We start from the raw sequence: 11,601 nt of genomic DNA, 5'->3' as shown, positions 1-11,601 counted from the left end.
CCCTTCTTTTAACCAAATACTGTTGTTTGTATTTCTAAAGTATTCAGATATAATCTCAACTTCTGATTTTAATGCGTCATCGCTTTTCATTATTGCTATATATTTGGATGTGAGGTTACCAATAGAGATTTCTATCACTCATTAAATGTGATAGATCATAATTGCGAATTTTAAAGATCTTATCATTTATACCTAACAGAAACAAAATTTTACTTTTCGTCTGCTGTTCTGTATCAAGTATAATCTGAATTGATTTATACTTTATCTTTAGATAATTTTGACCTTTTAGCTGAATGGTTTCAGAGACAACTCCTTTATCTAAAAGTTCAAGATAGAGTACAGTTAATTCAAAATTTCGCAGTGAATGAAATAAATGAATCTTTGGTACGACAAGATTTTTCTGAATGTATCGTCTAAATAAAAAGGATTTTATTTCTTTTTTATTTTTTGACGCGGTAATGATAATTAGCGAATTCCTTAGATAATCACAATGTTTATTTTGTAAAAAAAGCATTGCTTCCAAAATGTATCTGAAACAGTATATATTATGGATGATCAAATCACCAAAATGATTTATAATCTGGTAAAAAGACTTTGTCTCTAGTGATGAGCCATCTCTGTAAATAATAGTCCAGCTATTCTTTCTGAATCCTAAAAAGTAGAGATTTCCATTTTCACTGATTTTTCCCTGAAATATCTTTAGCGTTTCTAAGCTTAGGAGCATGATAATTATCATTATTACCGTCCTCTGGAATGAGATGTTGACCTTGATGCTTCTTCTGCATCTCGTTTCTCTTCCTCTTTCTTTTGATTAGCATCTTGATACATATCTGGATCGTTAACCTGAAGATTAATATTGCTCTTTTCTTTTTCCTTATTAGTATTTTCATTTAAAGAGGATTGAGAAGCAGAGATTTCTTTGCTGACAATATTAAGGTCAGTTATGATATTTTTATTATCAGGATATTGCTCTGATTTCGATTTCAGGTGTGCTTTTAGTTTTTGAAGCTCGACCTGATATCTTATACTTTCTTTTTGTAGTTGATTTTCTTCCTGCATTCTAGCAAGCTTCTGAATGCCTTTTATGATCAAGAAACTAAGACCGCCATCCGTCGCAAGGGATAGTATCAGGAGTGATTTTGAACTTGCGCTCAATTTAGCCTCATTTTTTGATGCCGGACTTATCTGTATGGTGGTTTCATCATCTAACTTAAGCTCTTTACCTTTTCGTAATTGCTGAAGCTGTTTTTCTGAGATATTGTGACCGTTAACATTTTTGAGCTCGTATTTTGTTGTATCCACATCTTTTATCGTATTGTCTTTTTTATCCAATTCAAAAATCCTGGACTGGAACTGCTTATTTTTTTCTTTGAACGGGTTTATTATAAAAACATTATCAAATTTTGCGAGTTCCTTTTCATCAGCATCATCTATTTTAAGAACCGTTTTTTCAACACCGGTCTGAATAATCTGAATTTTATCTCCAACTTTAAAATCTTTAAGACTATCTTCAAGCTTGTTTCCGAAAAAGATTGTTTTTCCCCTTTCGTTTTCTATTTCAACAAATGTGGTCATTTCGTTTTCCGGGTTCTTATTAAAGTACCCTGTTCCAATATGAGTGATGTTTCCATAGTCAGCCATCACTTTGTAAAGATTTCTATTGCTTGAAGAAATTTCAAAAAGTTCGGCAGTTGAAAGGTCTTTGTGATTGACTATATCTTTATTATAAACATTGACATCAAGCTTATCGTCATTTATTTTAAAAGTGAGCCTGTTTTTATCATTTTCGGCAATGAGAATTCCTCCTTTAAGAAAATCATCAATTTCTTTTTTTGAGAGTTTCTCGGAAAAATGATCCTGCTGATTCATGATTCCGAACTTTCTAAGTTCATCTGTAAGTAAGGTGCTAGTATTTTCCATAATTGTAATCTGAAATTGCGTTGTTTGTTTTTATTAAGTCATTTAAGAAATGAACCGGATCTATATATTTTCCTCTTTCTTTCACTGAAAAATGCAGATGCGGTGCAGTGCTTTTCCCGCTATTACCACTTATAGCGATAATATCACCGGCATAGACGAAGTCGCCCAATGAAAAAAAAGTTTTTTGCAGATGCAGATATATGGTCTCAAAATCGCCGTGCTGTACTTTGATGTAATTTCCTGCACCATTACTGTAACCTGTATCACTAATGATTCCATCCAATACTGCAAATACATAATCGCTGTTAGCCCGCAGGTCAACACCGGCATGAAATTTTTCAATTTTATCGATGGGATGAAAGCGATGCCCGAAATTCGAGGTGATCTTCATTTTTTCTAAAGGCATATAAATAATCTGTAGTTCTTCAGTTGGGTATTTTTCGTATTCTAATAATGAAAGTTTTTTATTTCTGTATTTTTTTTCGGATGGATGATTCTCTGACAATGAATCGTCTTCCGACGTCGCTTGAATATCATCATCTTTTTTAATTGAATTGGCTTGTGGAGTAGTTGTTTGCTCAGTTTCATTTGCTGCATTATTCAATGAATCTTTACTCTTCTCAAAATATTTTTTATTCAACTTCCCTGCAATATGGTAAGACAAAAAGCTGGTGGTGAATTGATTTTGTAAAGAGGAGTTCAATCGAATAGTATTGAGTTTTCCTTTATAGGAAGCCGTATTAAATTGAGGTAGGAAATTTGAAAAAATTAACAAATGCATCAGTATTACTGTTTTTTTCATTTTTTTTAAATTTTATGTTGTTAGAGTTACGGATTGAAGTCCTTAATGATCAACTCTACTTCTCTGTTGATTCGTAGAAAGTTCGACATCAGGATTTTCTCTTTATCATTTTTTCCTGACTTGTCTTTAAAGTTATAATACACGGGCATTTCAATATAGTTAGCTTCCTCATCCTCGATACTTTTCATATCAAGATTGATTCTGCCGTGTATGGCCGAAGTTTTATATTCTTCAGTTTGATTATTTTCATCACCTGCGATAATACCCACCATTTCTCCCGTTTTTAATCCTGCTATTTTACCGGCAGGAATGAGGTTATCCATCTTTTCCTGAATTGAAATGGTCGTTTGATTATTATTGATTGACATAGACTGGCTTTTTTGTTTTACTTTGCCAAATACTTTTTCAAGCCAATCCAGTGTACTTTTATCTCGAGCACTGCCACTGAGAATATTTCCGATGATTGCTGTAATCGTGTCTGCAACTTCTTTTTTATAAAATTGGCGGAACTGGGGAATTTCCTGCAGTCCAAGGAGTACAGCTACTTTATTGCTTCTTGCAGTAGCAATTAAATTATCTATCTTATGTATATAAATAGTCGGCAGCTCGTCGGCAATAATTCCGCTTGGTAAATTGCCTTTGGAATTAATCTGTTTTAATAGTCTATTTAATATGGTAGAATATAATGCAGAATTAATATCCTGTGTATTGGGATCAGACGCTAAGACAATGATTGTAGGGTTTTTTCTGTCAGAAATTTTAAGTTTGACATCATCACCTGAAAATACCCAGAAACTTTCCTTCGTTGCCAATCTGGATAGAAATATCTTAAGTGTTCCGATCTGTCCTTCCAGCTGGTCGAAAGCCCTGTTATCAAAAGCCGATTTAAAAGTTGATAATAGAGAATGCAGCTCTATATTGGTGAAAAGAGTATTGAAAATTTCCTCGTAACCACGGTTCATAAATGAAAGCAGATGCGGTAAGGTCGAAAATCTGCCCTCTTCATATTTTGCAAGAAAAGCGATGCATGATGCTAGAAAATTGATGGCTGACTGGGTGAAAAACTGATCACTTCCACCTCCTGACCCACCACCTTTTTGAAGTGAAGACACCATTGCTTCCGCCATTTCCTGAGCTTCTGCTAATGTAGCGAGATATTCTTTTCTTAAAGGATTGACTCTTTTTGATCTTTCAACTTCATTAAGATTAATTACCGCAAACTCGTGCTTATAGCTCTCGTCATGTTGCCTTTTCAATTGATAATGATAGTACGCTATCTTTCCCAAATCTGGAAATTTATAATCATAAATACAGAGACAAAATCCTTTGCCAATCAATTGCCTGATCGCCGGATTAATAATTCCAAAAGATTTACCACTACCGGGCGTTCCTATTACAAGTGTACCTCTGAATGGATTGATATTAATCCATCCGTGATTCATCCGTTTGTTATAATAAAATAAGTAAGGGATGTTGATTGAAAAGTCATTCGTAATTAATTCCTTGTTTTGATCGAATGATTCTTCTTCAATGTTCCAGCGGTCTTTACCAAGCTTGATTTTCATAATCTTGCTGATGTTGTCAGCACCTAAAAGGGTTATTAAAACACCTACGAATGAAAGTAATGCGTAAACAGCCTGATAGATATTAAAATAGGGAGTAAACTGCGGGATGTCTTTTCTAAATGTATCATCTATAAATGCCAATGAACCAAACATCATCAGTAATCCAACGACTATTGGTAAAAGGATTGATTTTGTAATATTAATATCTTGATTTTTTTTTGGCTTTGTACCAATTGCAATTAGTATGATTAACAGAAGTTCAGCAAGTTTGGCATGGTACGGAGGAAATAGAAATGGCATTTTCGCAAATGATTTCAATAGCTTTGGAAGTATCGGAATCTGAGTACCTCCAAAAAAGATAATGCTGCATTCAATCAAAACCAGCATATAGACTGCTTTCTGAAAGAATCCGTAGATTTTTTGTTGTTCTTTACTTTCCTGCATTGTTTCTCAAATTGAATTATATAAAAAGCAGACAGCCAGGAGTTCCCAGCTGTCTGCTATACTTTAGATGTAAATGAATATTAAAAAGTGTCAGCCTGTAAAATATCTGAGTATTTAATCTCCAGATTAATTGTTCTGCCGCTGATTTGATTTTCGATCAGCCTGATGTTTAGAACCTTGTTATTCGGATAAGTGAATTTCTTAAAAACGAAAATATTTCTGTAAGACTTTTTAAATGTCTTTAAGTCATACAGACGGAATACAGGCTCTATCTCAATAGACTGAACATTCGTGGCTTTGTAAACCTTTTTATCATCGATAGAAAACTTAAGTTTGTCAATATCATAGATGAGATTTGTATTGTTTTTAAAACTAATATCTAGAAATACATAATCACCAAAAGCGTATACATTATTAAGCTGCGATTCGATTCCCAAATCTCTGTTTCTACGTATTTTATTTGCTTCTTTTTTTCTGATAATCTCCACCGAATATTTTCTGAGTTCGGCACTGGACATCTGGTAATCCGGATATTCAAGAGCCTGCATGTCTTCAGGTAAAATTTCAATGTTGGTCATTATAGTCGCACTGCTGTCAACTTTATAGATCAGCTTGTACTGAGCCATAAAGGATTGTCCGACAATGGTAACAATTCCTAATTCCTGATTATCATAATAATAAATCGGAGTTTCCTCTTTTATTCTAATACTGTCGGTAGCGGAATGGCTTTCCTCTTCAAACTGTTGTATTTTAATTCTTACAACATTTTCTGTAGGAAGATCGCCTATAAGGTGTTTCGTACTTAAATCAACAAACTGAATAGGCTGGGGGCTCCTGAAATGAAGATTGACATTACCTGTAATATAGATTTCGGGAAGATTATTTTTATATACTCTCGATAGTACTGTATTCTGAGCGGATGTCTCCGTAGAAACAAGCATCAGCATAAGGATAATAATGAAATTTTTCATAGATTATGGATTGGTGTTTTTCTTATAAATGTTCTTTTTCTTTTTTTCAAGTTCTTTGTTGTCAATGAGGTAAACGAAAGAATTGTATTTAATTTTTGCCTTGTTTTTCCGTATTACGTCCGATATTGTTTTTGAGGTGGATTGATATACTGAGCTAAGCGTCGTGGTAAAAAAATCAGCGCTACCACTGGAAAGATTTTGACCTTGCACAATGTTTTCTCCCATAGATCTTGTCATTTCACGGAATGCCGAACTTGGGACATACAATCCTTCCATGCCATCAACATCATAGATATTGAGACTGATAGGAAGAATCTCGTTCTGATGCATTACCGATACGATGTTAAGGTTCACCCTTTGCAGTGAAAATCCACTGATCAATGCGTAAAGGGGAGTACCTTTCGATATTTTTGCATTTCCGACGTATACATCTTCGAGTAGGCGAATCCTTATTCTGCTTCCTGCAAAGCCCTTAATGTTTTCGTCGATCACAGCTTTGATAAAGTTATTTTCACGTTGTCTGAAGATCGAATTGAATTCTGTGCTTTTCGAGGCTTTTGTTACATCCAATGTAGAATTGAGAAAAAAATCCATCTCTTTCTCATTTTTCTTCATTTTCTCAATGGCTTTGGCTTGATTTTTAAGTTCAGGGTTGTTTGCTTTTTCGATACTATCCATTAACATCATCTGCTCTCTCATCAAGGTCATCTGATCCTTTTTCCAGTCGGAATTTTCAGCACTCCGAGTATCAGCTTTTCCTGAATTGTTTACCCCGTTATTGTCACCATTGAGCATTTTTAACATTTTCATACTTCTGTCGTACTGATCATCCTCACGTTCTTTCGACTGTTTAGCATCCATCGCGTTATAGTAGGACTGTCGATTGGCCTGTCGGGAAAGATTATTCAGACGTTCTTTTTCTCTGACATAATTCATACTGTCAATATGCCTTTTCTGTCGCTCTGAAAGATCATCATCAAATTTTTCAAGACTTTCATGCTCATCACCGAAACCGTCAATCATGGTTCTTCCATCGGTTCTTTTATCAAAGAAATCAGCATAAGCGTCGGCCTTTCCTTTAATTTCAGAGCGTTCTCCAACTTTTCCGAAATCGGTGGAAATGTCTTTACTCTCAGCCAGTTTATTTTTGTCTTTTCCTGAGTTTTCCGTGAATTGAACATAAAAATACCCTATCATTAAAACGAATGGCAGGGCGATGAGGGGAAGAACATATTTAGGTTGTTTTAAATTGAGTTTTTTCATCTTGAATTATTTATATTGTATTTATCGAGGAGATATTTAATTCTCGAACTATCGGAAGAACTCAATATCTTTTTTTTCCGATAGTAATCAAGTTCTTTCAGCGCTTCTCTTATACCCAGAATTTTTTCTGTCTCTGTAAACGGCGAGTTGAATGAGGTAGCAGCATCCTTTAGGACATTTTGCTTTTTCATCGTTTCGTATTCAGGAATGGAAACTTTTTGTATGTAAATCAAGCTTCCAATTGAGAATAGGGTGGACAAAAAAATCAATCCAAACATGAGATAAAATGTTCTCTTCGGCTGACGTTCTGCAAATTGTTCCACACTTTTCCATATGGTTGATGGATTTTTACTGATGATTTTATTTTGCTGTTCCATTATCTAAATTTTTCTTTTACGGAAATGTCCGAGTTATCTAATGTTTTCCATTTTTCGATCAGAACACCATGAGGATTATTGGGAGATCGGGGAAGATCTTGCAAAAAACCTTCAGTGATCAATTTTCTGACGATAAGCTGCGTCTTTCGGTTAATGGTCTGTTTGCCATAGTAAATAAATTTTAAGTTCTGCTCATCGAGTTTAATGCTGTCTGCTTTTATAGTCATCACACTATTGGAAGAAATGATCTGGTTGTAAAATCCCTTTTCCTTCAGATTCATATACTCCTTCATACCACTGTCATCGATCAGATACAATGCTTTTCGTGTCTGAGATTTTATATAATCGTCATCTGCTGAAAGTGTGAAAAATAAAGAATGAAACATATCGACTTGAGCTTTATATTCAACAGGTCTGTTTAGGAGCAAATCGGTCTGCTTGACTAAAACAGGAACCCCGTTATCTAAAATATAGATGGATTTTCTTGCATCTTTTATCTGTTTATATGAGAAAACAAATCCTGCAATAACGACGATGACTGATAAAATTATGCAGCCAATGGAAGTTACTTTATTGATCTTGATTTTTTTTTCAATGTTTTTTACAACTGCCATAATTATCCTTTTAATAATGAAACTCCTTTAGTGGCTATTGCCATTCCTGCTTTTTTCATCTTACTCATGGCTCCTGTATTACCACCGCCCGACGGAATGATATAATTGGCCAGGGTAGGAACACATAATATTCCTACGGCTGTAATTAAAAAACAGACGATGACCAATCCAAATGACATGATCCCACTGCTAGAATAGGTAAGCAGCAAATCCATGTTCTTTATACTGCCGTCTGTATTGATAATCTGATCATATCTCTCAATTTCTGCCTCAAAGGCAAATAGCTGAAGGAGGGTTCCGATTTTTAAAATAATAAATGCCACAAATCCGTAAAGATTGACATTGATGAATCTGGAAACCCATTGAGAAAGAAAACTTGAAAACGCAGGAAAAACTGATAACCCAACCGGTATAGGACCGATAATAATTAAGATGGTCGAAAATATCAGCTGGATAAAAAATATCCCATAGACACATATTCGAAGTATCCATAACCCAATCAATTCCAGCGCGCTCGATATGGCTAATTGTAAACCAACCTGTAATCTGAGATAAAGTTCATAGACAGGACTCATAAGACTTGTTAATCCATCTCCAACCATATCCAGTCCTTCTTCTATTAAAGATTGGTCTCCGGCTTCCTGTTGTTGGATTTCAGCTTGTGCTTTAGCTTGCTCTTCAACAATTCTGTCTACAACCTGCTGCTGTTTTTTAAAACGTACCCATCTTAAAGAATTCAATTCCTGCTGACTCTCAACAAAGCTGCTCTCTGAGACGTCCTGAAGCTTGATTAGAGGAGTACGGAGAATACCGACAAATGATACCCAATTCACAATAACCAGTCCAATGGCGAAGGGTTTTAGCATCGGTACTATTTCCCATTCACGATCTCCGCCTATCATCTGCCATCCTATATTCCCCAGATAGAGTAGTGCGCCTAAACCCGCTACAGCCTGTCCAAATAATATAAATTGTCCATATTCTGCGGTCATAAAGCTGTCGTAAAGCGGTAGGAACTTTTCAGTAAACCAGCCTTCCAATACGCCCTCACCCTGCAGAAAATCCATTGCTTTCTGGTAATATTCATCACTGTGTGTATCCTGTGAGAATGCAAAGCACGGAATGAATAAAAGCATTATTTTCATAATGCTTTTTAAAATCTTTTTTCGTTTCATAATTTTTTTAACTATAAATGCCCCGTCATTACATCCATGAATATCTCTGCATCTCTCCGTTCTTTTGTAATCTTTCCGGGATTTTTTGTTTTGTAACTTTCAAGTTTAACTTCGGCTCTAAACCTGTTCTCTCCCTGCTGGTTTAAGTACGCTAGGTATTTTTTCATTTTTCGCCATTCGATAAGGCAGTCATGGTAGGCAAGAATCCTTTTGCCTCTCGGCATATCTGCACTTTTAGCAAATTTGTATTTGTCCTGAATGACGTTGATCTTTCGCCTGCATTCTCCGATGATGCCGTAATTATTGAATCGTTCCCAGGCTTTCGAAGAAGTAAATCCCCACTGAGATAATGCCGAAGATCCGGTGTCAAAATTATCCAGACTGTTCAGTACATCTTTATAATAAAGCAGATAAAGAGGATCAGCCCCTGAGGTCGCACTGGAATAATGATAGAATTCTTTCAGGTTTTCTTCATATGTTGTCTTTGCTTCTTCCTGAATATCGCTTGTTTTGTCCTGCTGTACCAAGGTTGTTGCATATCTTTGGTTTTGCAATCCCGCCAGTCCTAAAGGTCTGATGTCATTTCCGCCTTTGTAATCACGGTTTCGACTTGGAGCCAGCCAGCCCCATACCATGGCATAGGCATAATTAGTCTGTATGCCCAAAAAGTATTTTGGTTCAGGCTGCCAGTCTCCCCATTGATAAAAGACCTGCCTTTTCTCCTGACCTACAATGTGTTTGTCCTTAACTCTTTTTATGGTCTGTCCCTTTACGAAAGATAAAAGGGGAAGAAATGATAGTATTAATAGTATGTTTTTCATAGATTATAATTTTACCAACCGTTTAAATTCTGGTTATAATTATTAATAATATTTTGGATTAAACCTTTGTCCCGTATATACCAGCTGTTGAAAACACCAATATGACGGAAGTATGGTTTTTTTTCAGCATTCCTCAGGTAATTGATAATGTGAACTGTCCAGCCATTCATAATTTTTATCTCATGCTGTATTTTTGAAAGAATTTTCTGCCGATCGTAGCTGTCCATAAGAAAATCATTTTCTTCATTGAGAACCGATTCGCTTATATTTTCATATGAGTTCATCGCATGCAGATAAAGCTTAGAATAATAATTCATAATCAATACGGCATACTGAGGTTTTTGAGCTGAAAGCTCCAGCATTTTCTCCATGTTTCCAATAAGTTTGGTAAAATCATAGTATATGGCTTCAAGCTGTTTTCCCTGCTTCAGTGCTGAATTGACATTACGAAGCTGATTATATATGTGATTTTTTATGACCACAACCTGCACAGCCTTTTCCTTGATATCATCGTAAGCTTTTCTTTGTTTCTCGTAAGAATTTTGGTAAAGCTTTTCAGAAGCTACTCTTGCAGCCTGGTTGGCCGTTACCTGAGCCTGCAGTTCTAAATTATAATAGAGCTGATAATAGGTTTGTGACTTTGCATTATTCAGTAAAAGCAGAAAAAATACAATTAGAAATGTTTTCATTTTAATAAAGATTTGCATTGTTAATGATATCCTGAATGATTTTCTTGTCCCTGTTCACCCAATTTTGAAGCAGGTTATTACGCAGTTTTATTTTTCTCTTGACATTGATGATTTTCTGAAGGGTAGAGTAGGACTGCTGCCGAAGAGTCTTGATTTCACTTTGAGCAAAATCCAGAAGAATTTTACGTTCGGCCTTTTCCATTTCGTTTATCGTCCCATACGATAAAACTATACCTGCCATCAGCCTGATATACAACTGCAGACTATTTATAAACTCATACTGACCATTGAGTGCGACAGGAATCCAGATTGGGGCATCAGATAATTCAGTATAAATTTTCGACTGTATCTCATAAATCTTATCAATTTCTCTGACGATGTTCACCGATGTCGGAATAGCCTGAACTGCAAACGAAAGGTTGTTAAGCCTTCCACGAATTTTTTCAGTCACATCCCTGTATTTGCTCCATTGTTCCTTATTGGCTGATTCCAGACTTAAATTGGTCAGCTGCTTATTTCTCATTTCTTTCTGCTTCTCATTTTCATCCATTGTTTTTTGAATTTCAGAGTTAATAAGGTAGTAGCAGATATAATTCCCTCCAGTAAGCTGACCTTTAAGTATATTTGAAAAAATCAGAATCAGGAAACAGACTTTAGTTTTTGATAAAGTTTTCATAGTCCCAATGTTCCTGCGTTGTTCAATATTTGCTGAAAAATATGCCTGTCAGTATTGACATACGTCTGAAATGGATTGATAGATTTCCAGAATCCTTTTCTTTTGGCTCTCCTTATCGTCATCTTTACGTTGATCAAATAGACATTCAGCAGACGGGTGTTATTTTCAATATTGTACAGAAGCCTTTTCCGATCTCCTGAAGTTGCAAGATTCAGCTCACCACTTGTCAGCAGATCAGCAACATCAGTATAAATGTCGGTCGCTTTGTTAGTTACCAGCTGTAT

The 11,601-nt window shown here is 35.4% G+C and carries 11 protein-coding genes and 1 pseudogene; all 12 read right to left on the bottom strand.

Annotated features, from left to right (window positions below):
* Positions 1 to 738: 738 nt before the first annotated feature.
* Positions 739 to 1,920, bottom strand: coding sequence for a hypothetical protein (locus WFK35_RS15180; protein ID WP_002977307.1), 1,182 nt, complete (start codon positions 1,918 to 1,920; stop codon positions 739 to 741).
* Positions 1,907 to 2,722 carry a M23 family metallopeptidase gene (locus WFK35_RS15175; RefSeq protein ID WP_002977308.1) on the bottom strand — a complete coding sequence of 272 codons (816 nt, stop codon included), beginning with the start codon at positions 2,720 to 2,722 and terminating at the stop codon, positions 1,907 to 1,909. The genes WFK35_RS15180 and WFK35_RS15175 overlap by 14 nt, the downstream gene beginning before the upstream one ends.
* Positions 2,723 to 2,748: 26 nt before the next feature.
* Positions 2,749 to 4,731, bottom strand: a complete 1,983-nt coding sequence (locus WFK35_RS15170; RefSeq protein ID WP_002977309.1) for a type IV secretion system DNA-binding domain-containing protein — start codon at positions 4,729 to 4,731, stop codon at positions 2,749 to 2,751.
* Between the two features lie 80 nt (positions 4,732 to 4,811).
* A complete protein-coding gene (gene traN / locus WFK35_RS15165; RefSeq protein WP_002977310.1) occupies positions 4,812 to 5,702 on the bottom strand; it encodes a conjugative transposon protein TraN in 891 nt (296 codons plus the stop codon).
* Between the two features lie 3 nt (positions 5,703 to 5,705).
* Positions 5,706 to 6,965, bottom strand: coding sequence for a conjugative transposon protein TraM (traM, locus tag WFK35_RS15160; protein ID WP_002977311.1), 1,260 nt, complete (start codon positions 6,963 to 6,965; stop codon positions 5,706 to 5,708).
* Positions 6,962 to 7,342 carry a hypothetical protein gene (locus WFK35_RS15155; protein ID WP_002977312.1) on the bottom strand — a complete coding sequence of 127 codons (381 nt, stop codon included), beginning with the start codon at positions 7,340 to 7,342 and terminating at the stop codon, positions 6,962 to 6,964. Before WFK35_RS15155 ends, traM begins: the two co-directional genes overlap by 4 nt.
* Positions 7,342 to 7,956, bottom strand: coding sequence for a conjugative transposon protein TraK (gene traK, locus WFK35_RS15150; protein ID WP_002977313.1), 615 nt, complete (start codon positions 7,954 to 7,956; stop codon positions 7,342 to 7,344). Before traK ends, WFK35_RS15155 begins: the two co-directional genes overlap by 1 nt.
* A 2-nt stretch (positions 7,957 to 7,958) precedes the next feature.
* Entirely contained in the window at positions 7,959 to 9,131 is a 1,173-nt protein-coding gene (locus WFK35_RS15145) for a hypothetical protein (RefSeq protein ID WP_002977314.1), read from the bottom strand.
* Between the two features lie 11 nt (positions 9,132 to 9,142).
* Positions 9,143 to 9,952 carry a hypothetical protein gene (locus WFK35_RS15140; protein WP_002977315.1) on the bottom strand — a complete coding sequence of 270 codons (810 nt, stop codon included), beginning with the start codon at positions 9,950 to 9,952 and terminating at the stop codon, positions 9,143 to 9,145.
* An 11-nt stretch (positions 9,953 to 9,963) separates the two neighbouring features.
* Entirely contained in the window at positions 9,964 to 10,641 is a 678-nt protein-coding gene (locus tag WFK35_RS15135; RefSeq protein WP_050791097.1) for a hypothetical protein, read from the bottom strand.
* A gap of 1 nt (position 10,642) precedes the next feature.
* Positions 10,643 to 11,317: a hypothetical protein gene (locus tag WFK35_RS15130; RefSeq protein ID WP_002977317.1), complete on the bottom strand. Its 675-nt coding sequence runs from the start codon at positions 11,315 to 11,317 to the stop codon at positions 10,643 to 10,645.
* Positions 11,314 to 11,601, bottom strand: a pseudogene (locus WFK35_RS15125) (hypothetical protein); the annotation flags it as partial. The gene WFK35_RS15130 and the pseudogene WFK35_RS15125, both read right to left, overlap by 4 nt.

The organism is Chryseobacterium sp. VD8 (genome assembly GCF_037149975.1).
Classification (GTDB): domain Bacteria; phylum Bacteroidota; class Bacteroidia; order Flavobacteriales; family Weeksellaceae; genus Chryseobacterium; species Chryseobacterium indicum.
Note: the sequence above shows the minus strand (reverse complement) of the source record. Positions and strands in the feature narration are given on the sequence as shown.

Coding starts and splice junctions, on each gene's coding strand:
- WFK35_RS15135 (WP_050791097.1), bottom strand. CDS start 10,641: ATGAAAACATTTCTAATTGTATTTTTTCTGCTTTTACTGAATAATGCA.
- traK (WP_002977313.1), bottom strand. CDS start 7,956: ATGGCAGTTGTAAAAAACATTGAAAAAAAAATCAAGATCAATAAAGTA.
- WFK35_RS15140 (WP_002977315.1), bottom strand. CDS start 9,952: ATGAAAAACATACTATTAATACTATCATTTCTTCCCCTTTTATCTTTC.
- WFK35_RS15170 (WP_002977309.1), bottom strand. CDS start 4,731: ATGCAGGAAAGTAAAGAACAACAAAAAATCTACGGATTCTTTCAGAAA.
- WFK35_RS15145 (WP_002977314.1), bottom strand. CDS start 9,131: ATGAAACGAAAAAAGATTTTAAAAAGCATTATGAAAATAATGCTTTTA.
- WFK35_RS15130 (WP_002977317.1), bottom strand. CDS start 11,317: ATGAAAACTTTATCAAAAACTAAAGTCTGTTTCCTGATTCTGATTTTT.
- WFK35_RS15175 (WP_002977308.1), bottom strand. CDS start 2,722: ATGAAAAAAACAGTAATACTGATGCATTTGTTAATTTTTTCAAATTTC.
- WFK35_RS15155 (WP_002977312.1), bottom strand. CDS start 7,342: ATGGAACAGCAAAATAAAATCATCAGTAAAAATCCATCAACCATATGG.
- traM (WP_002977311.1), bottom strand. CDS start 6,965: ATGAAAAAACTCAATTTAAAACAACCTAAATATGTTCTTCCCCTCATC.
- WFK35_RS15180 (WP_002977307.1), bottom strand. CDS start 1,920: ATGGAAAATACTAGCACCTTACTTACAGATGAACTTAGAAAGTTCGGA.
- traN (WP_002977310.1), bottom strand. CDS start 5,702: ATGAAAAATTTCATTATTATCCTTATGCTGATGCTTGTTTCTACGGAG.